The 22,261-nt window shown below is 29.5% G+C and carries 19 protein-coding genes and 1 pseudogene; 14 read left to right on the top strand and 6 right to left on the bottom strand.

What is annotated here, in order from left to right:
• Nucleotides 1-154: 154 nt before the first annotated feature.
• From KPL38_RS03570 to KPL38_RS03555, 4 genes and pseudogenes are all read left to right on the top strand, one after another.
• Complete coding sequence (locus KPL38_RS03570) at nucleotides 155-2,278, top strand: BglG family transcription antiterminator (protein WP_216287132.1); 2,124 nt, start codon at nucleotides 155-157, stop codon at nucleotides 2,276-2,278.
• Nucleotides 2,279-2,292: 14 nt separating this feature from the next.
• On the top strand, nucleotides 2,293-4,206 hold the full coding sequence (locus tag KPL38_RS03565; RefSeq protein ID WP_216287130.1) for a PTS mannitol transporter subunit IICBA: 1,914 nt from the start codon (nucleotides 2,293-2,295) through the stop codon (nucleotides 4,204-4,206).
• 39 nt (nucleotides 4,207-4,245) lie between these two features.
• Nucleotides 4,246-5,175, top strand: a pseudogene (gene pfkB / locus KPL38_RS03560) (1-phosphofructokinase).
• Nucleotides 5,176-5,197: 22 nt separating this feature from the next.
• Nucleotides 5,198-6,460, top strand: a complete 1,263-nt coding sequence (locus tag KPL38_RS03555; protein ID WP_216287128.1) for a zinc-binding dehydrogenase — start codon at nucleotides 5,198-5,200, stop codon at nucleotides 6,458-6,460.
• Nucleotides 6,461-6,590: 130 nt separating this feature from the next.
• On the opposite strand, the gene tkt is transcribed toward KPL38_RS03555, so the two are convergent.
• Entirely contained in the window at nucleotides 6,591-8,585 is a 1,995-nt protein-coding gene (tkt, locus tag KPL38_RS03550) for a transketolase (RefSeq protein ID WP_216287238.1), read from the bottom strand.
• A gap of 506 nt (nucleotides 8,586-9,091) precedes the next feature.
• Between tkt and ymfI the strand changes: the two genes are divergently transcribed.
• From ymfI to KPL38_RS03520, 7 genes are all read left to right on the top strand, one after another.
• A complete protein-coding gene (gene ymfI / locus KPL38_RS03545) occupies nucleotides 9,092-9,835 on the top strand; it encodes an elongation factor P 5-aminopentanone reductase (RefSeq protein ID WP_312884141.1) in 744 nt (247 codons plus the stop codon).
• A 147-nt stretch (nucleotides 9,836-9,982) separates the two neighbouring features.
• The gene (locus KPL38_RS03540) at nucleotides 9,983-10,309 is read left to right on the top strand and encodes a hypothetical protein (protein ID WP_216287117.1); all 327 of its coding nucleotides are present in this window, start codon (nucleotides 9,983-9,985) and stop codon (nucleotides 10,307-10,309) included.
• 182 nt (nucleotides 10,310-10,491) lie between these two features.
• Nucleotides 10,492-11,349: a phosphatase PAP2 family protein gene (locus KPL38_RS03535; RefSeq protein ID WP_216287115.1), complete on the top strand. Its 858-nt coding sequence runs from the start codon at nucleotides 10,492-10,494 to the stop codon at nucleotides 11,347-11,349.
• Between the two features lie 100 nt (nucleotides 11,350-11,449).
• Nucleotides 11,450-11,581, top strand: a complete 132-nt coding sequence (locus tag KPL38_RS19950) for a hypothetical protein (RefSeq protein WP_281419318.1) — start codon at nucleotides 11,450-11,452, stop codon at nucleotides 11,579-11,581.
• Nucleotides 11,582-11,862: 281 nt separating this feature from the next.
• Entirely contained in the window at nucleotides 11,863-13,269 is a 1,407-nt protein-coding gene (cysS, locus tag KPL38_RS03530; protein WP_216287105.1) for a cysteine--tRNA ligase, read from the top strand.
• Nucleotides 13,270-13,547: 278 nt separating this feature from the next.
• Nucleotides 13,548-14,384 carry a type I phosphomannose isomerase catalytic subunit gene (locus tag KPL38_RS03525; RefSeq protein ID WP_216287102.1) on the top strand — a complete coding sequence of 279 codons (837 nt, stop codon included), beginning with the start codon at nucleotides 13,548-13,550 and terminating at the stop codon, nucleotides 14,382-14,384.
• Between the two features lie 32 nt (nucleotides 14,385-14,416).
• Complete coding sequence (locus tag KPL38_RS03520) at nucleotides 14,417-15,106, top strand: peptidylprolyl isomerase (protein WP_312884140.1); 690 nt, start codon at nucleotides 14,417-14,419, stop codon at nucleotides 15,104-15,106.
• A 62-nt stretch (nucleotides 15,107-15,168) separates the two neighbouring features.
• On the opposite strand, the gene KPL38_RS03515 is transcribed toward KPL38_RS03520, so the two are convergent.
• Entirely contained in the window at nucleotides 15,169-15,582 is a 414-nt protein-coding gene (locus KPL38_RS03515) for a hypothetical protein (protein WP_216287100.1), read from the bottom strand.
• A 391-nt stretch (nucleotides 15,583-15,973) separates the two neighbouring features.
• Here KPL38_RS03515 and KPL38_RS03510 point away from each other — a divergent pair, with 391 nt between their 5' ends.
• Both KPL38_RS03510 and KPL38_RS03505 read left to right on the top strand, forming a co-directional pair.
• Nucleotides 15,974-16,879: a serine/threonine protein kinase gene (locus KPL38_RS03510; protein ID WP_216287098.1), complete on the top strand. Its 906-nt coding sequence runs from the start codon at nucleotides 15,974-15,976 to the stop codon at nucleotides 16,877-16,879.
• 396 nt (nucleotides 16,880-17,275) lie between these two features.
• The gene (locus KPL38_RS03505) at nucleotides 17,276-18,523 is read left to right on the top strand and encodes a C40 family peptidase (protein WP_216287097.1); all 1,248 of its coding nucleotides are present in this window, start codon (nucleotides 17,276-17,278) and stop codon (nucleotides 18,521-18,523) included.
• Between the two features lie 85 nt (nucleotides 18,524-18,608).
• Here the strand turns inward: KPL38_RS03505 and mscL are convergent, their stop codons facing one another.
• From mscL to KPL38_RS03490, 3 genes are all read right to left on the bottom strand, one after another.
• Entirely contained in the window at nucleotides 18,609-19,040 is a 432-nt protein-coding gene (gene mscL, locus KPL38_RS03500; protein ID WP_216287088.1) for a large-conductance mechanosensitive channel protein MscL, read from the bottom strand.
• 80 nt (nucleotides 19,041-19,120) lie between these two features.
• Nucleotides 19,121-19,444: a rhodanese-like domain-containing protein gene (locus KPL38_RS03495; RefSeq protein ID WP_216287086.1), complete on the bottom strand. Its 324-nt coding sequence runs from the start codon at nucleotides 19,442-19,444 to the stop codon at nucleotides 19,121-19,123.
• A gap of 199 nt (nucleotides 19,445-19,643) precedes the next feature.
• The gene (locus KPL38_RS03490; protein WP_216287085.1) at nucleotides 19,644-20,120 is read right to left on the bottom strand and encodes a CBO0543 family protein; all 477 of its coding nucleotides are present in this window, start codon (nucleotides 20,118-20,120) and stop codon (nucleotides 19,644-19,646) included.
• 205 nt (nucleotides 20,121-20,325) lie between these two features.
• Here KPL38_RS03490 and KPL38_RS03485 point away from each other — a divergent pair, with 205 nt between their 5' ends.
• Nucleotides 20,326-21,705, top strand: coding sequence for an MATE family efflux transporter (locus tag KPL38_RS03485; RefSeq protein WP_216287083.1), 1,380 nt, complete (start codon nucleotides 20,326-20,328; stop codon nucleotides 21,703-21,705).
• A 162-nt stretch (nucleotides 21,706-21,867) separates the two neighbouring features.
• Here KPL38_RS03485 and KPL38_RS03480 read toward each other — a convergent pair whose 3' ends face one another.
• Entirely contained in the window at nucleotides 21,868-22,056 is a 189-nt protein-coding gene (locus KPL38_RS03480; protein WP_216287081.1) for a hypothetical protein, read from the bottom strand.
• Nucleotides 22,057-22,261 lie beyond the last annotated feature (205 nt).

Genomic DNA, 22,261 nt, shown 5'->3' with positions numbered 1-22,261 from the left:
TTGTTTGTAAATGTTTACTGTACTATAATTAAGATAAAGTAATTAAGAAATTGTTATTGTAAAAACATTTAATGATTATCAAAACAAAGATAGGGTAAATATTAAATATTATAGTGACTTGATACAATCTTTTAAAAAAATTTGGAGGAATTTTATGAAGGGTTACAAAATTAATTTACGCATAAAAAATATTTTGCAAGTTATATGTAACGAAAACGAATATGTAACTATTTCAAGCATTGCAAAAGGGTTAGATGTCAGCAGCAGGACAGTGCTTAGAGAAATACATGATGTAGAAAAATTCCTTAATCAAAATGGAGTGAATTTAGATAGAAAAACTGGAGTTGGCATCAAAGTGATTGGTACTCTAGAAGAAAAACAAGCAATTATTAATTTGTTGATTGAAGAAAAAGATGACAAAATCTATTCGCCTAAGGAAAGAAAAAATATTATTATCAGTGAATTGCTGCAAAATCAAGAACCAGTTAAATTGTATAACTTTACTAGAATATTAAAAGTTACAGAGGCAACTATTAGCAATGATTTAGAAAAGACAGATTCGTGGTTCAAAAATCACAAATTAAATCTAATTAGAAAACAAGGACTTGGAGTATATTTAGAAGGAAGAGAAGATCATATAAGAAAAGCTATGGTTAGTTTAATTTATGAAAATACAAACGAAAGTCAATTATTAGGTTTGATAAGACAAAATTTAGATGATTCAGTAGTTGCAGACCCAAATATTGAAGTATCTTCTCGTAATAGACTGCTCAATTTAATTGATAATGAGACAATAAAAAAAATTGAGGGTTTAGTTGAAAATATGGAAAAAGAAAGAAACTATAAGTTAACCGATAGTGCTTTTGTCGGATTAATTGTTCATGTTGCACTTGCCATTGAGAGGGTAAAAAAAGGTGACAAAATAACTATAAATCAAAAGTTTTTAGAAGAACTTAAGAAATGTCAGGAGTATTTGATAGCATCTAATTTGTCTGTAAATATATCAAAATGCTTTGAAATCGAAATACCAGAGGATGAAATCGGTTATATAACAATGCACATAAAAGGATCTAAAAATTATAATAATAGATATAAAGCTGGGAAAAAGATAATAGGAAGTTTTGAACTCATAAAGTTATCAAAGGAAATTATTAAAGTAGCTGAAATTGAAACAGGAAAATTTCTTGGGAATAATGAAAATTTATTAAATGGATTAGTAAATCATCTTGGGATAGCAATTACAAGGTTAAAAATGAATTTAGATATTAGAAATCCTCTTTTAGAAGAAATTAAGGCTAATTATACTGATTTGATGAGGATTAGTACTAAATGCGCAGAGATAGTTGAAAATCATATAGGAATAAAAATGCCTGAAGCTGAAATAGCATTTATTGCTATGCATCTTGGAGCTGCAATTGAAAATAGTCAAACTTTTATTAAACCTATATATAGAGTGGCAATTGCTTGTGCTACGGGGATGGGAACTTCAAGACTTCTTGCAACGAGAATAGAAAGCGAGTATGAAAATATACAGATTGTGGATATAATATCTGCAATCTACATTGAAGAAAGTTTCCTAAGAGAGAATGAAATAGATTTTATAATATCTACTGTTAATATAGACAAATGCCTTAAACCGGTAGTAATAGTAAATCCATTGTTGTTTCAAGAAGATAAAGATAGAATAGTAACACAAATAAAAGATTTAAAAAACAGAAATATTACTCATTCATATAAGAAAACCAAAAATATTAAGTTTAAAGATAAGTTATTATCATTAAATGTATATAGCGGAGCAATAATACAGCTTTTAGATAATTTCTTTTTGAAAGAAGTTTCTAATATAAAAAATGTAGATGAACTAATATTAGAGGCTAGTAGGATAATAGAGAAAAATCTAGAGGTTGAAGAAAAATTAAGAATAGCACTAAAGGAGAGAGAAGAAAAAGGTAATACTGTTGTAACAGGACATGAGATGATATTACTCCATTGTAGGACAGATGTAGTGCAAAAATTATATTTTGGTGCGGTAAAGTTATCTGAAAGTTTGGAATGCTTAAATGGTGAAAATAAAGTAGAAAATATTAAGCTTGGAATTATAATGCTTGCTCCAGAAGACTGTAGTGCACTACAAATAGAAGTTATAGGGTATGTAAGTCAAATGTTAATAGAAAGAGTTGATTTTCTTAAATATTTAAAGTCGGGAGAGAGTGATTACGCATTTAATGAATTAAATGATATTTTAAAAGAGTTTTATAAACAAAAAGTAAATAATTAATGGAGGCGTGAGTTATGGATAATATATCACACAGAAAAAGTAAAGTAAAAGTTAAAGAAAGAGTACAGAGTTTTGGTAGATTTCTAAGTGGAATGATACTTCCCAATATAGGCGCATTTATAGCATGGGGGCTAATTACCGCATTATTTATACCAAAGGGCTGGATTCCAAATTCTAATTTTGCTAAATTAGTTAGTCCAACGATAACTTATCTTTTACCATTACTAATAGGTTATACTGGTGGTAAGATGGTAGGTGGAGTAAGAGGTGGAGTAGTTGGAGCAATCTCAACTATGGGAATTATAGTAGGGTCAGATATTCCAATGTTCATGGGCGCAATGATAATGGGACCACTCGGTGGTTATGTTATAAAGAAATTTGATAAAATGATTGAAGGAAAAGTACCTGCTGGTTTTGAAATGTTAATTAATAACTTTTCATCAGGTATACTTGGAGCAATACTAGCAATGATTGCATTCTCAGGTATTGGTCCAGTTGTTATAGGTTTAAATGGTCTTCTAAAAGATGGAGTAGAAATTATAGTAAATGCAGGGTTATTACCACTCGCAGCTATATTTATAGAACCAGCAAAAATATTGTTTTTAAATAATGCAATAGGTAATGGGATTTTGGTGCCAATAGGTGCACAAGAAGCTAAAACAATCGGAAAATCAGTATTTTTCCTATTAGAATCAAATCCAGGTCCTGGACTTGGAGTACTATTAGCTTATTGGGTGTTTGCAAAAGGTGCAGTTAAAGAATCAGCACCTGGAGCAATAATAATTCACTTTATTGGTGGAATACATGAAATTTATTTTCCTTATGTTTTGATGAATCCTTTACTTATAATAGCAGTAATTTGTGGTGGTGCAAGTGGAATATTCACATTCCAAATATTTGGTGCAGGATTAATTGCAGCAGCATCTCCAGGAAGTATAATTGCAATACTTGCAATGACTCCTAAAGGTGGATATTTTGCAGTAATTGCAGGTGTACTCGTAGCATCAGTGGTTTCATTCTTAGTATCATCTGTTATTATAAAGAGTACAAATAAAAAAACAGATGACAATGAATTTGAAGAAGCAAAATCAAAATCTAGTTCATTAAAATTAAAGAAAAAAGATGAGACAAGTGAGGCAAATGAAGTAATAGCTAAAACATTTGATAAAGTAATATTTGCTTGTGATGCAGGTATGGGTTCAAGTGCAATGGGAGCAACAACTTTGAGAACTAAGTTTAAAAAAGCTGGTTATAAAATTACTGTAGTAAATTGCGCAATTGAAGATATTCCAGCAGATGCTCAAATTGTGGTTACACATGAAACATTAACTGCAAGAGCAAAACATGTAGCACCTAATGCTGAACATATATCAGTTAGAGACTTTCTTAACAACCCCGTTTTTGATATTCTTTCAGCAAGATTAAAACCAGTTGGTGATACTAAGACTGAAGTTAAAAGTGTTGAAAAAAATGAAATCAAGACTAATAGAAAAATACTTGAAAAGAAAAATATAAAGCTAGGGCTTGAAAGTACAGATAAATATACAGCTATTAAAATGGCGGGTAGATTGTTGTTTGAAAGTGGTTATGTAGAAGAAGAATATATAGATGCTATGATTCAAAGAGAAGATGATTTATCAACATATATTGGTAAAGGAATAGCAATTCCACATGGAGTTGGGGAATCTAAAAAAAATATTAAAAAAACAGGAATGGTAGTACTTCAATTTCCAAAAGGTATTATGTTTGGGGAAGAATTAGCTTACCTAGTAATTGGTATTGCAGGTGTTGGCAATGAACATTTACAAATACTTTCAAATATTGCTATTGCTATTGAAGGGGAAGATGATAAGATTATAGGTAAGCTTAAAAATACAGAGGATGTTGAATATATTTACAACTTGTTTACCATAAAGTCTGAAGAGTAAAGAAAAAAATTAAATGTCAATTATAAAGAGGTGAAAAACATGATTACAACAATAACGCTAAATCCAGCGGTCGATAAGACTATTGAAATAAACAATTTTAATGTAGGAAATGTTAATAGGGTGACGTCTGTAATACTTGATGCTGGTGGTAAAGGAATTAATGTATCGAAAGTAATAAAAAATTTGGGCGGTGAAAGTCGTGCAATGGGAATACTTTCTGGGAAGTCAGGGCAGTTTATAAAAGAATATTTAGATGATATAAAAATCATGAATGACTTTATATTTACAGATGGGGAAACAAGAACAAATATAAAAGTTGTTGATCCTATCAGTCATACTAATACAGATATAAATGAAGCTGGACCAGAGGCGAGTTTAGAGACTTTAAATGAATTAAGTGATAAAATATTTAAGAATATAAATAGTAAAGATATTATCATTTTGTCAGGAAGCGTCCCTAGCAACGTAGATAAAAAAATTTATGGCAATTGAATTGCTAAGGCAAAAGAAAAAGGTGCCAAAACTATATTAGATGCAGATGGTGAATTGCTTAAGTTAGGAATTTTATCAGGACCTTATCTTATAAAACCTAATATAGATGAGCTTGAGGGTATGTTTAATAAAAAAATAAATGGAATACCTGAAACTGTAGAAGTAGCAAAAAGTTTATTGGATTATGGTATCACTATAGTAGCTGTTTCTTTGGGCAGTGAGGGAGCACTTTTTGTAACAAAGAAGAGCTCAATATATGCACATGGTCTTAAAGTGAATGTAAAAAGCACGGTGGGAGCTGGCGATTCTATGGTCGCAGCCCTTGCATATGCACTAACGAGAGGCCTTAGATTTGAAGAAACTGTAAAATTAGCTGTAGCAACTGGCGCAGCTAATGTAATGACTTCAGGTACAAAAGCCAGTGACATTAAAACAATTATAGAACTCGAAAAACAAGTAAAATATGAATATGTATAAAAAATAAAAAGGTGGTAATTATATGAAAACAAGAGCAGTAAGATTATATGGTAAAAAAGATTTAAGGATGGAAGAATTTGAGCTCCCAGAAATAAAAAAAGATGAGATATTAGTAAAAGTAGTATCAGACAGTATATGCATGTCTACTTATAAAGCAGCTATATTAGGCAGCGATCATAAGAGAGTACCTAGCGATATAGCAGTTAATCCTGTAATTGTAGGGCATGAAATGGCAGGAGATATAGTTCAAGTAGGATCTACTTGGAAAAATGAATTTAATGTAGGAGACAAGTTTTCTTTACAGCCAGCATTAAACTACAAAGGAAGTATGGATTCTCCTGGATATTCTTATAGATATTGTGGTGGAGATGCAACTTATGTAATTGTTCCTCATGAAGTAATGGAACTTGGATGTTTATTAAAATATGAAGGAAAAGCATATTATGAGGCATCACTCGCAGAGCCAATGTCATGTAATATTGGTGGATTTCATGCCAGTTTCCATACTGTAATGGGTAGTTATGAACATAAGATGGGAATTGTTGAAGGAGGCAAACTTGCAATGCTTGCAGCTGCTGGTCCTATGGGACTTGGGGCACTTGATTATGCTATGCACTGTGATAGAAAGCCAGGATTAATTGTTGTAACGGATATAAATCAAGATAGAATAGATAGAGCAAGAACAATATTTACTAGTGATGATGCAAAGGAAGCTGGAATAAAACTAATATTTGTAAATACAAAAGATATAGAAGATGTTCCTGCTTATTTAAGAAATTTAACAGACGGAACAGGTTTTGATGATGTATATGTATATTCCCCAGTTAAACAAGTAGTTGAGCAAGGAGATAAAATATTAGGAAGAGATGGTTGCTTAAACTTCTTTGCAGGTCCTACTGATAAGCAGTTTTCAGCTACATTTAATTTTTATAATGTTCATTATCAATCAACGCATACTATTGGTACAACAGGTGGAAACACAAATGATATGATTGAATCGTTAAGAATGACAGAAAAGAATCTTATAAACCCAGCAGTTATGGTTACTCATATTGGAGGACTTGATAGTGCAGCTGATGCTACTATTAGATTAACAGAAGTGCCAGCAGGTAAAAAATTAATATATACAAATATATTTATGGATATTACTGCAATTGATGAATTTGAAGAGAAAGGTAAAAAAGATCCAAGATTTAAAAAATTAGATGAAATTACTAAAAAGAATAAGGGTCTTTGGTGTTACGAAGCTGAAAAATACTTATTAGAAAATTGGAAAGCTCAATAAAACAATAAAAATGCAAAGATAATAAAAGATACAGGATTCCTGTATCTTTTATTTTAATTTATAAAAGAAAGACCATCTAATAGAATTCTATTAGATGGTCTTTCTTTATAAAAAGTACTATTTGATTTAATTATTTACCCAGTAATTTAAGTGCTTTAACAACAACATTTTCTGTTGTAAATCCAAATGCCTTATATAATACTTCTGCTTTACCTGAAGCTCCAAATCTATCAATTGAGATGACGTCACCGTCTATTCCAACATATTTTCCCCAACCGAAGGAAGATGCTGCTTCAATTGCCAAACGAGTTCTTACAGCTGATGGCAATATTGATTCTTTATATTCTTTAGTTTGTGCGTCAAATAAGTCTAAACAAGGCATACTTACTATTCTAGCTTTAATGCCTTGAGCATTTAATATCTTAGCGCCTTCATAAATAAATTCTACTTCTGAGCCAGAAGCCATTAGGATAATATCTGGATTTTGACCTTTTGCCTCATAAGTCTTTAATACATAAGCACCCTTTAAAGCTTCAATTGATGTTTCATCATACAAAGGAAGATTCTGCCTAGTTAGTACTAATGCAGTAGGAGTTGTCTTTGAAGTGATTGCACAGTACCAACCAACAGCTGTTTCTCTAGCATCAGCTGGTCTAAATACATTAAAGTTAGGTAGAGATCTTAAAGCTGCAAGTTGCTCAATTGGTTCATGAGTTGGACCATCTTCACCAACTGCTATACTATCATGGGTTAATACATATGTTACTGGAAGACCCATAAGTGCAGATAATCTCATAGCACCCTTCATATAATCACTAAATACAAAGAAAGTTGAAACAAATGGTTTAAGACCACCATGTACATAAATGCCATTAGCAATAGCTGCCATTGCATGTTCACGTACTCCGAAATGAAGGTTAGAACCACTTCTATCATCGACTGAAAAATCACCCATGTCATTCATATGTGTTTTGTTAGAAGGAGCAAGATCTGCTGAACCACCTATAAAGTTTGGTATATATTTTGCCAATATATTTATAACTTTACCTGATGAAGCTCTTGTTGCAGCTTTGCCTTCAAACTTCCATAATTCTTTAACCTTAAGTAAATCAACAGGAAGTTCACCACTTTGCCATGACTCATATTCTTTAGCAAGTTCAGGATTTTCTTTGCTATACTGAGCATAAAGATTATTCCAAGTTTCTTCTTTTTTAGCTAGTTCTAATTTTATAGTTTCCATGTTTTTAGTAACTTCAGTTGGAACTGTAAAAGGAGCTAGGTCCCATCCCATACATTTTTTCATTTCAGTTATATTATCTTCGCCAAGGGGTTCACCATGTGCTGATGATGTTCCTTGTTTTTTAGCACATCCAAATCCAATAATAGTTTTTATTTTAATAAAAGTTGGTTTAGATGTTTCAAGTTTTGCAGTTTCAATAGCTTTACCTATTGCATCCATATCGTTACCATCTTCTACGTTTAATACTTGCCATCCATAGGCTTCAAATCTTTTGCCTACATCTTCTCTGAAAGCAATATTTGTAGATCCTTCTATTGATATACTATTAGAATCATACATTAATATAAGCTTAGATAGGCCTAGGGTACCTGCGAGTGATGCTGCCTCACTAGATATACCTTCCATATTATCTCCATCACCACATATAGCAAAAGTATAATGATCTACAATGGCGTATTTTTTGGTATTGAATTTTGATGCAAGATGACTTTCGGCAATGGCCATACCTACTGCATTAGCAATTCCTTGTCCAAGTGGTCCAGTGGTAATTTCAACACCATTAGTATGACCATATTCTGGATGACCAGGTGTTAAACTTCCATATTGTCTAAATTGCTTTAAATCTTCAATAGTTAGACCATATCCAAAGAGACTAAGTAATGAATATTCAAGCATTGATCCGTGGCCAGCAGATAATACAAACCTATCTCTATCTTGCCATTTTGAATTGGCAGGATTATGTTTCATATGTTTTGACCATAATGTATATGCCATTGGTGCAACTCCAAGTGGAAGACCTGGATGACCCGAATTTGCTTTTTGTATTGCTTCAGCTGATAAAATTCTTATAGTATCTACTGTTAGTTGTTCAATATTACTCAATATAATTTCCTCCTCATGTTTTCTAATTTCTATGTTATTCAAGCAGATGATGTTTTATATTAAAAAATAGAAGATTATTCTCTATATTGCAAGAATATATCATTTTATTTATAATAATTAAGTTAATAGTTCTAGTTTCATATTATTATAGTTATTTAAACGTTTCAATTATATACATATACATTTTATCATAAATATGCTTATATTTGAAGGGAATACAACAAAGTGCTTCTAGTTAGTTGCATTTAAAATAATTAATTTTGTTATGATATGTCATTAATCTTATAATTTAATGGTTAAGTAATATTTAACAAGTAGCAAAGCAAAGGTTGCTATGGTAAAAATAGAGATATTAAAGTCCATGGGTAAACATTTGCAATCAAAAATCTTTTGTAATATCTATATCTTTTTCCATCCAATTGTATTTATTAAATGTTACTATGTAATTAGATATAATAATTTTAATATTATATAAATTATAAATAAAAGAATCTAAGTTAGGGGCGATAATTATGAGTTTGGAAGGTAAGGTAGCTATAGTTACAGGAGCATCTAGAGGAATCGGAAAAGGTATTGCTATACAACTTGCTAAAGCTGGTGCTTGTGTTGTTATAAATTATAGAAGCAACGATGAAGAAGCGGAAAAAACATATCAGGAAATTAAAAAGATTGGAGCTTATGCCCTGAAAATTAAAGGTGACGTAAGTGATTATGAGTTTTCAAAGCAGATGATAAAAACTACTGTTGATAAATTAGGAAAGGTAGATATTTTAATAAATAACGCAGGAATTTCTAAGATAGGATTATTTATGGATGCAACACCTGCGGAATGGAATAATATTTTAGATGTTAATCTTAAAGGAACTATTAATTGTTCTCATAGTGTGGTTAGGCAGATGATAAAACAAAAGAGTGGGAGCATAATAAATATATCCTCAATGTGGGGAGCGGTAGGTGCTTCTTGCGAAGTAATTTATTCGGCATCCAAAGGAGCAATTAATTCTTTTACAAAGGCACTAGCTAAGGAACTTGCTCCTTCGAACATTAGGGTTAATGCGATAGCACCTGGGGTTATAGATACAGAAATGAATGGTTGGTTAAGCAGTGATGAACGTAAATCCTTAATTGACGAAATACCTATGATGAAATTTGGAGAAGTGAGTGATGTAGGTATGCTTGTAACCTTTTTAGCAAGTGAAAATTCAAAATATATCACGGGACAAGTTATAACAATAGATGGAGGAATGTTATAGTAGTTTTATAACAAATTCAATGAAAAAATTTAATGAATTATTAATACATTCTTAATGAAAATTTAATGTTTGGTTCTATTTATATGTTATAATTAATATAGTATTTAGTAAATAAATCATATGAAATGAAAGAAGGCTAGTATTATCATGGAATATACAAATGGCAAAAATGTAATTTCAAAGTTACTGAAATTAGTTCTATATATTGGTGCTTTTATTATTTTAGCTGTTCTTGTTAGTAAAGCCTTGTTTCCAGTTGTAATTTTTGGAGTTTTGGTTTGGTATAGTTTCAAAATAGTAAAGAGCATTAAGAATCATATATATAAACTAAATACAAGGAATAATGTTAAAAAAAATAAACCTAGCAATGCCAAAGATGCTTCAGATAGCATTGATATTAATTATGAGGATAGTGTTATTGTTGATGTTGAATATGAGAAGGTTAATAATACAAAAATAAATGAAGTAAAATAAATGAAGTGAATTTAAATTACAAATTATATTTTAAAACCAATCTGCTCATTAGATTGGTTTTTTTCTTCGATTTTATAACAATTAAATTTTTAGTATTGTGAATACTAAAAGGGTTTAGTATAGAACTTAGCATATATAATTTAAATATTAAGTTTAGCGGCAAATTAAGGGGGGGGGGCAACATGCAGATAGAAATCATCAAATATATTCAGTCTATGACATCTCCTTTTGGAGATATATTTTTCCAATTAGTTACGATGACTGGAGAAGAATACTTTTATATTTTTGCAGCTGCCATAATATTCTGGTGTGTGAATAAAAAATTTGGGTATAAATTAGGGTTTGCATTACTTACCAGTGTTATTGTAAATGTTGCTTTAAAAGACATAGTTAATTCAGCGAGACCTATAGGGGTTAATGGTATAAGATCTCTAAGAGTAGAGACGGCAACAGGATCATCTTTCCCAAGTGGACATACACAAGGATCTGCAACATTTTGGATTTCTTGTATTATTCATGTAAGAAAAAAATGGATATATTTTGTCGGAATTTTAGCAATATTTTTAGTGGGATATTCTAGGCTATATCTGGGGCTTCATTATCCAATAGATGTTATTGGTGGAATAGGAATTGCAATTATATGGACTTTCATATCTAATTACATTTTCGATTATGCAGATGCTTCTAAAAAAACTTGGGTATTACTTATAATTATTGTACCTATGTTAATTGGAATGATATTTTTTAAGGATAAAAGTTATTATGCAATAGTTGGAACCGTACTAGGTTTTTGTGTTGGATATATTATAGAAACAAAATATGTGCAGTATGATGTTAGAGGTACAAAATTAAAGCAATTTATAAAGTTAGTGTTTGGTATAGGCGTACTCATAATTTTAAGAAATGTATTAAAAGGTATACTTCCTGTTAATATAATTTCAGACTTATTTAGATACTTTATAATTGGGTTGTGGATTACAGTGGGTGCTCCAATTATATTTAAAAGATTTGTTAATGTTAGTAGTACAATCGAAAATTGAAAAAAATTACAAAATGGTCTTATTATTGAAATGATACAGAATATTTTTTTGCAAAATAGTAAAACCTATATATGTAAATATAAATAAGGGAGATGTTTTTATGCCTAAAGATAGCCAGCCTGATGATAAGTTCTCCAGATTAGAAAAGAGTAACTATGATACTCCTATAACTAGAGAAACTGCAAAAAACCAAAATGCTACAAACAAAAAGCAGTCTGCTGACAAAAAATAAGGGAGAGGGGCATATAAATTTTTCTTTATATGTCCTTTTTTTACATTACAATTGATTAACAAATAAAAGATTATTAAGATATATTATTGCATTATCCTATTAATATGTTAAAATTTATATATATGTTATTTTTTTGTGAAAATTAATATTGTTTATATACTGTTAAGTTCAAGCTGCAGCATTTGTGTAGCTTTTTATATTTTTAAATTGATACATTAAATTAGTAAGAGTTTCTGAAAAATTGTGGAGACTATTGTACTATTTTAGAAGGAGTGAATATATTGAGTTTTAATGTTTATAATACTATGACTAGGAATAAAGATGAATTTGTACCTTATAAAGAAGGTAAGGTGGGCATGTACACATGTGGACCTACAGTTTATAACTATGCACATATAGGTAATCTAAGGACATATATTTTTGAAGATGTACTTAAAAAATCTTTGGAATATATAGGTTATAAAGTTAAACATGTAATGAATGTTACGGATGTAGGACATCTTCAATCAGATGGTGATGAAGGTCAAGATAAAATGGCTTTAGGTGCAAAACGTGAGCATAAAACTGTTTGGGAAATTGCTAGATTTTATGAAGATGCTTTTTTTGAAGATTGTAAAAAACTTAATATAAAAAGACCAACTATAGTATGTAGAGCTACAGATCATATACAAGATATGATAGATCTTATAAAAAAACTGGAAGAAAAAGGGTACACATATGTGTCTAATGGAAATGTATACTTTGAAATTGATAAATTTGCAGATTACACTAAACTTGCACATCTTAGTATAGATGAATTAGAAGCAGGAAGTAGAATAGAAATCGATCCTAATAAAAAGAATCCTCTTGATTTTGTATTATGGTTTACAAACTCTAAGTTTTCTAACCAAATTATGCAATGGGATTCACCATGGGGCAAGGGGTTCCCCGGTTGGCATTTAGAATGTTCGGCAATGTCACTTAAGTACATTGGTGAATATTTAGACATTCATTGTGGTGGAATAGATCATATTGCTATACATCATACTAATGAAGTTGCTCAATCTGAAGGAGCAATAGGACATAAATGGGTGAAATACTGGATGCATGGAGAGTTTTTAGTATTAGACAACGGTAAAATGTCTAAATCAAGTGGAAATTTTTTAACAATATCAAGGCTTGAGGAAGAAGGCTATAGTGCTCTAGATTATAGATACTTCTGTCTTCAATCTAAATATAGAAAACAATTAGTATTTAGTTTTGAGAGCTTAAATGATGCTAGAAATGGTTATAAAAAATTGAAGGAAAGAATAGACGCTGTTCTAGTTTCTATTAATCAAAATGATGTAACTCGTGATGAGAAAATTGGATCATATAAAGGAAAATTTGCTTCATACATCAGTGATGATTTAAACATAGCAAATGCTATTACAGTACTTTTTGATGTTTTAAAAGATAATGAGCTTAATAATAAAGAAAAGTCTATACTTATAGAAGATTTTGATAAAGTTTTCTCATTAGATCTGATGACAATTAAAAGTTCGACTACAAATGTTGATGAAAATCTTATAAATAAGCTCATAATTGAAAGAGCAGACGCAAGAGTTAATAAAAATTGGGCAAAAGCAGATGAAATAAGAGATAAATTTATAGCAATGAATATTGAACTTCTTGATTCTAAGGAAGGCACTACTTGGAAGGTTAAATAGAATATATTCATTGATGGATTGTTGTTAATACATCTCTTTAAGAGATGGATTAGCACCGCAGGTGATAAAGCACCTCAGGTGATAATTTAATACCATGTGAAAAGGCTGTTGAAATGGAAGAAAAGTTAAATACATCAAAGAATTTTAATGAAGTTATAATAAAAGTTATAGAAAAAATAATTAAAAAATGTAAAATATAAGAGATTATGAAAGTAGCATTGTAATTATAAGGGATTAGGTTATAATTTAAATAATTAAGTAATATTGGAGGAGTTATAATGTCTAAGGAATTAATTTTAAAATTAAAACCATATTTAAGTAAAAAAATATGGGGATGGGAAAAATGGGTGCTTTCATGCCACGAAGATGGGAAAACTACAATAGCCGAAGGAGTTTATAAGGGCCAAAAATTATCTGATATTTTAGGATGTGGAGATAATTTTCCTATATTAAATAAAATTATTAAGGCAGAAGATACTTTATCAGTACAGGTACACCCAAATGATGAGTATGCAAAAAGAGTTGAAAATGCCAATGGAAAAACAGAGTGTTGGTATATATTAGATGCAAAACCTGGGGCAACTTTAGTTTCAGGGATAAAAAAGGGCTTAAATAAAGATAAACTTAGGGTGATTATAAAAGAAGGTAAATTAGAAAATTATTTAGAACGAATTATTATTAAAAAAGGAGATTTTATTTACATTCCTGCGGGTACGGTTCATGCTATAGAAGCTGGTGTAAAGCTTATTGAGGTTCAGCAAAATAGCAATATTACTTATAGGCTTCATGACTGGGGACGTGGTAGAGAAGTACATATTGAAAAATCCTTAGATGTTATAGATTATGAAGGTAAAAACAATGGTGGACGAATAGATAACTTTAGTAAATTAGAGACGCCATATTTTAAAGTCGAAAAAGTTATTGTAAAGGGTAATTATGTGGATACTGTTACTGATAGTTTCCATAGCTATACTGTAATATGTGGTGAGGGAGTAATAAAAGCTAACAATGATGAGATTCATCTAAAAGAAGAGGAAACAATTTATATTTCCAAAGGGATAGAGTATATAATTGAAGGAAATATTGAATTAATTAAATCAAGCGTGAAAAATTAAAACAACGCGATATATAAAGGAGCGCTTAGAAAATGAAAAGCATGAAATTATTTAAAACAACTATTGTATTATTTACATTAATTCTTGTGACTTGTTTAGGGGGTTGCGCTAGTAAGGTGTCCAATAAGGAAGATAGCATATCTAAAGTAACTAAAACAGTAGAACCTTCAAAAAAAGTTAAAACTGAAAAAGGAGCTAAAGACAAAAACCCGGTAGTTACAGTAGAAATGGAAGATGGATCAATAATAAAGGTTGAATTATATCCAGATATTGCACCTAATACTGTAAGAAATTTTGTGAGCTTAGTTCATAGTGGATTTTATAATGGATTAAGTTTCCATAGAGTTATACCAGGTTTTATGATACAAGGAGGAGACCCAGATGGAACGGGTACGGGTGGACCAGGATATGCAATAAAAGGAGAGTTTAGTGCTAATAATTTTAATAATACTCTAAAACATGTTAGAGGAGTAATTTCTATGGCTAGAAGTGCTGATTTAAACGCAGCTGGTTCACAATTCTTTATAATGGTTAAGGCTGATAGTGAGTTAGATGGTCAATATGCTGCATTTGGTAAGGTTACACAAGGCATGGAAACGGTAGATAAAATAGTATCAGTAGAAAAGGATACAAATGATAAACCTAAAAAAGAACAAAAGATGAAAAAAGTTACTGTAGATACTTTTGGAGTAACTTATGGTAAAGTAGAAAAGGTAAAATAAATACATAAAGTGTCTCTAGCATAAAATACTTGCTAGAGGCATTTTTGTATTTATTGTTTATGTTACTCTCGACATTTGCTTAACTGATCGTCAAAAACTCTTACAAATTTAATAGAGTATATATCACACATTACTATATCATTTGTACCACTCTCTTTAATGACAATATAACTAATTCCAACTTCAAGTAAAGTACCTTCGCGATCAAGATACATATTGCTCCCAATTAAAAACTCTATTTTTATATACTTACCTATTTGTGTTGTTAACCAGCCTTGATTATAAAGTTTATTGTTTACAATAGGTGAGCTAGGTGCTATTTTAAAGTTCTGGTTAGTAGCAGGGGTAACAGGCGGTTGTCTTGCATCATCATTAACACCAAACTTTGTTATAGGTGTCATTGGAGGTTCAGACGAGCTAGAATCAGTATTCCATATTTGAGATTCATTGAAATTGTTAGGTGGCGAGATAAACATAAAATAATCCTCCTTGATAATTCATATTTTTTATTTAATGTATTTATATAATAGCGCGAATCAAGATGTAAAGTAGTGTGAATTAGAACGGCAACAAGTTCATATTCTTAATTTGCATTACAGTATTAGTGTATTCAAAATGTGCATAATGGTACACTAAAAATAGAATATTATCTCATTATTCATAATATATAATAAAACATCTAGTAAACTAATTGAAAGTTTGATACAATTAACATGCATTTGTATTCTCCTTTACATATTTGTTATTATTTATGGTAAGTCAATAAGGTAAATGCATTTTTATTTATAAATTTTTTTACATAGTGATATTGTTTAACTAACATATGTATATTGTTAAGTTGTAAAACATTTATACAAGAGGTGAAGTATGCTTAAAAGTGGAGATATATTAGATAATAAATATGAGGTAATAAAAACACTTGGAAAAGGTGGAATGGGCACCGTTTATTTATGTGAGAATACAATTATTGGAAATTTATGGGCTATAAAAGAAGTAACAAAAAATTCAAAACATATAGATATTTTGACAGAAGCTATAATTTTAAAAAATTTAAACCATCCAGGTATTCGTAGGATAGTTGACATTTTTTATGCGAGTAACAACTTGTACATGGTTCAGGACTATGTAGATGGACAAACATTAAAAGAGTATGTTATGGTGAATGGTAGAATAGAAACAAAGAAGGTTTGCCAAATAACATTGGATTTATGTGATATTATAGGTTATTTGCACAATCAAAATCCAGCTATTATATATAGAGATATAAAACCATCTAATATAATGATAACTCCAAGTGAAAAGGTTGTTTTAATTGATTTTGGTATATCAAAAGTTTATAAAAGTGATACAGAAAAAGATACTATGTCTGCAGGTTCTAATGGGTATGCAGCTCCGGAGCAATATGGTTCAGGAACATGTTGTGCTCAGACAGATATATATGGAATAGGAATGTTAATATATTTTATGGTAAAAGGTAGGACTCCGTATACAGGCATAGAGCCACTTTTGGATGAAAATTATGAGACTTATATTAATGACAATTTAAAAAAAATAGTACAAAAATGTGTTAAAATTGATATTAATGATAGATATACGTCAGTTGAAGTTTTAAAAAAAGAAATTTTGAAAGTAGCGAAAGATGATAGTTGTGGTAAAGTAATTGTTTTAGCTGCACAAATTATTAGCAAGAACGTTAATTTAAAAAAATCTAAAATGAAAATAATAGGCAAAGGTAAGTTTAAAAAAATTATTAAAGGATTTTTTGCCTTATAATTATATTGGTTAATTAAAGTTAGTAAAGTAAAGACATAAACCAAAGCTGTTCCTTATTAATTAGGGGTCAGTTTTATTTTTTACTGTAGAAAAGGATAAATACATAAAAAAAGTGGTAACAGATTAAATCAAAAATGCATCTAATTCCTAGTTATCATAAAATAATATTTGTATTATTATGTATTATATGGTATAATATTGGAAATTAATAAAAATAATTTGCAATGTGCATTAATTAAGGTGAATAAAAGAGTAATTCTATATTAGAACATATTAATCAAATCAACTGACTACCTTATCTGTTAGGATTTGCCCAAATGTAGTGCTATAATATTATAGTAAATAAAATATTAAATTTATTGATGATTTTACAACATTTGATGTGGGGGGATAACAATGAGAAAGAGAATAGGACTTTTACTTATAGCTATTGGATTAACTATGTCAGTGAGTGTATCAACTTTAGCAGGAACACTAACACAGCAATTAAATAGTCAACAGAATAAGCTTTCAAAACAACAAGGATTATACAATCTGTCTCAGAGTAACTCTGATAAGTTAGAGATATCAATTGAAACTCTAGATTCAGATATTGGAAATATATACTCAGAAGTTAATCAAGCAAAAGCAGATATAAATAGCACACAAAAGAATATAGATCAATCTATTAAGGATATAGCAGTAGCTCAAAACAATATAAAGGGTGAAGAATCTTTATTTAATGAGAGAATGAGAGTTATGTTTATGAATGGAGCAGACAGTTATGCAGAAATCTTGCTTAATTCTAAAGGCGTAGAAGATCTTATTTCACGAGTAGAAAACGTAAAGAAAATTGTAGAATATGATAATAAAATTATTAAAGAATTAAATGCCCAAAAGGAAGCTATTGAGGTTAGAAAGAAAACACTTAATGATAACAAAATGAAAGTATTAACTTTAAAAGCTGATAATGAAAATCAATTGGACAAGCTTACTTCAAAGAAAAAAGAACAAGGTAAATTAATTTTAGAAGCTAGAAAGCAGCAACAAACAACTAAAAATAAAATTGTTGAAACTCAGACTTTAGTAAATGGTACTACTAGTCAGATAAAAGATGTGGAAGATCAGAAACGTAATTACGATTTGGCAATAACAACTAAAAAAAATGAAGTAATTACCCCATCAAGAGGGAATGTGGGTAAGAACGACGCAAAAGCTAAAATAAGTGTTCAACAAAGTACTCAATCTTATCTTCAGCCAAAAATTCAAAGAAATATAGTGAAACAGGTAAGTCAGCCGAAACAAATTACATCGACTAGTTCAAATGCAATTGTAGCATATGCTGAATCATTTCTAGGGACGCCTTATGTATATGGAGCTAATGGACCAAGCACTTTCGATTGCTCAGGTTTTACTAAGTATGTGTATGCACATTTTGGTGTAAGTTTGGGTAGAACTACTTATGATCAAATAACCCAGGGACAGTATGTATCTAGAGAAAATTTACAAGCAGGAGATTTGGTGTTCTTTGGATCAGGAAGTCCACACCATGTTGGTATGTATATAGGAAATGGTTCATATATACATGCACCACATACAGGAGATGTAGTTAAAATATCCCAATTAACAAGAACTGATTATATGTCTGCGAGAAGATTTAAATAAATAACTTAAAATAAAAAAGAATAATAATACATTATCAATTTATAGGTACAGAAAGTTAATAATATAAAAAGTTCCAAGCTATATTTTACTTGGAACCTTTTATGTTATTTTTTTCTTGCAGTAAGTTTCTTTCTTGCAGTAAGTCTCTAATTTCAATTAATAACATTTCTTCATTTGAGGGTTTTGAACCAACAATTTTTTTTATTTCCTTTTTTTTAATAGATTGTATAGCTTGAATAAATATAAAAAGTGAGAATGCAATTATTAAAAAGTCAATTATAGCTTGAATAAATAATCCATAGCTAATTGATAATGAAGTTCCGCCAACTATAGAAGAGGGTATATCATATTTTAAATTATTAAAATTAATTCCACCTATTAGTATACCAAGTATTGGCATTATAAGATCATTTACCAAGGAGGTAACTATTTTAGAAAATGCAGTGCCGATAACAACGGCTATTGCTAAATCAAAAATACTTCCTTTAAGAGCAAATTCTTTAAATTCTTTAAACATATATAAAACACTCCCTTCCAAAGTATGGTTTAGTAGGATATATTAATATGTTTTAAGTTCTATTTTAGATATTAACGATATTATTTAACTGTATTATATTCCCAAGAAGATATCCCATGAGTTAAATGATATATATTTTTAAAAGAATTACTGGATAGAATATTTACTGCGAGTGGACTTTTTCTTCCTGTTTCACAATAAACAAGTATTGGTTTGTCTTTGTATTTATCAAGTTGAGTGAGTTTTGTGGAAAGAACTTGAACAGGTACGAGTTTAGCACCTGGAATGTGACCATTATCATAGTCTTCTTTATTTCTCACATCTAAAATAATCAATTCTTTATTATCGCTTATAAGTTTATGTGCTTCTTCTGGATTTACATTTTCAACATTTTTATATAGCATAATTTTGCCTCCAATTTAAAAAACATTTATAGATTTAGTATATCACCTCATAGATAACAAAAGGTAATAAATATATGAATAAAAATATGTAAACGTGAAATAGTCCCCAACTTAGGTTGGAAAATATTTAATGTTTAGTACAGTAAGTTATTGAGTATTTCAAAAATATTATATTCTACGAATAAATGTATTCAATTGATTATTTGTCGTTATTTTTTAATCTAAAAAACCATTTATAATATGTTCGTGAAATGAAAAAAGTTATGAAAAGTGTAATCCACGTTATATACCAAGTCCAATGTATATATTTAAGAATATTAGTATACTTTTCTGTAATCAACTCTAAAATAGTCATAGTAGTACAATAATAAAAGTAATACATAAAACGGCCAAAACTGTTCTTTTTTTCAGGAAAATTTATATTAAATATAGCACATATAGCGGGATAGACAAAAAATTCAAATGTGAAACTTGTTTTATTGGCATATGGGAAAAATCTTACAGGATATTCATTTAGCTTAAATTCTGATACTGTTAAACTGAGTATCCATGTTAATAAACCTTTAAATAAAAATATAACATGTGCCTCACGAATTTTATTTCTCGGGATAAAACGAATTAACAAACCTATTGTTACAATCCATTCAATAATTATAAGCACATAATCTCTATTCATAAAGATTTCCTCCATTTCTACATTTAGTATCTTCAAAAATATATTTAATTATTCTTATTATCTTTGAGCCGATAAGGAAAATATTAAAATAATAAATAAAAGAATAAGTAAATTTTAATAATGCTCTTAGAATATAATGTTCATTAAAATTGATTATGTTAATATACTTAATAATGATAATTAGTTTTTAGGAGGTAGTTTATGTATGTTAAATAGGACTACAAAAAATGAAGTCCTCAATACTTCACTACCGGTAGTTGCGGAGATAACAATATATACGTTAATGTCTATTTTTGATTTGATGATGATTGGAAGATATGGTGGAAATATAGCAGTAAGTGCTGTTGGATTAAGCAATAATTTAACAAATGCGGTTATAGAAATATTTATAACAGGTGGGTTTTGTATAAGTATTGTTTCACTAGTTTCAAGACTAGTAGGTGCAAAACAGTTTGAAACTGCTGAAAGATTTGCGACTATAGGATTTGTTTTAGGTTTCAGCTTTTGTTTTGTTATTGCTATTATAGTATTTTTATTTGGGAAAGAGCTTCTTTATATGCTTGGAGCTAGAAATCAAGTATTGGAAATAGGATATTCTTTCATAAAAATTAACTCTGTAGCCATATTCTTTTCGATGAGCATGAGACTTCTAAATTCTATTTTAATAGGATATGGAAACACTTTTGTTCCATTTATTTGTTCTTTAATTGTAATTTTTTTAAAAATAATTTTGAACTATTTATTAATTTTTGGCGTTGGGTTTAAAGCAAGAGGAATTGATGGGTCTGCTATAGCATCAAGTGTTGCTTATTTATGCGGTTTTCTATTTATCCTTTATTATATTATTTATAAGGCTAAAATTAAATTTAAACCATTTTTAATTTTCCATGTTTCATCAAAAGATATAAAGAAGATATTAGCATTAGCTATCCCTTGTTCCATGGAAGAAGCAGTATTTGCCGTTAGTAAATTAATATGCGTTGCTATAATAATTCATTCAGGCAGTGTTTCCTTTGCGTCCGATGAAATAGCTAATATGATAGAAGGAATATCAGTTATGCCAAGTATTGGATTTGGCATCGCAGTTATAACATTAGTAGGATTAAATATAGGAAAAAAAGATTACAAAAAGGCAAAAAAAGTTACCTTTAACTGTGCATTTTATGCAGTATTTATGATGAGTATTTTTGGAATAATATTTTTATTTATGCCAAATATCCTTGTTGGATTATTTGTAAATGACAATGAGAAAAGAGTTGCTTATTTAGCAGGGAAGTGTTTAGCAATTGGAGCGGTTGAACAACCTTTTATAGGGATATCTGCAGTGTTTGCTGGTGCACTCAAAGGGATAGGTGATGTTAAAAGCCCATTTATTATTTGTTGTATTACAAGTTGGCTTATAAGATTACCATTAACATATTATTTTATTAATGTATTAAATTATCAAATTACAGCGGTGTGGTGGATTACTGCATTTCAATGGAGTGTAGATGCACTTCTTATGTTTACTTTTTTTAGATACAAATTCAGTAAACTTAAAAAAAAGTCAAAAATTAATTCCTACTTCTCTAAAAGTAATGGTTAATTATGATTTTCAAACTTATAAATTATACTGGTTTCTAGTTTAATAATATCAGATAAGGTGCAGTATTATATAGAAAAAATCAAGAGAATTTTATTAAAAATAAAGGAGCATGTTATAAAAAACAAGCTCCTTTATTTTTAAAAGTAAAACAATTATTTTTAACTACTCTTTATAATTTGAAAGTGTAGTATTAGCTGCTTGTAGTGCAGATTGTACAGCATTAAGGGTGTTTTGTATTTGTTGCTTATTTTCTTCTTTTTCTACTGTATTTACAGCATCAGTTAAACAAGCACTTGAGTTTTGAAGTTTTGTACATGCATCTTGAACATGTTGTTTTGCGTTCTTTTTCATTGTAAATTCCTCCTTTATTTCTTATTAGTATATTAATAGTATGGGTATATACAGTAAAAAAAATACACAAATAATAAATTTTTTAAAAAAATTATTTTTTTATTATATAGGAAACAGCTTGCGGAAACCGCTGTGGATAACATTTTAGATAACATTTTAGATGAAAATTAGGTGGAAAATTCAAGAGAAATATGAGATGATTAAA

Source organism: Clostridium psychrophilum (assembly GCF_018861705.1).
GTDB lineage: Bacteria > Bacillota > Clostridia > Clostridiales > Clostridiaceae > Clostridium_AD > Clostridium_AD psychrophilum.
This window is presented reverse-complemented; position numbering and strand designations above follow the sequence as displayed.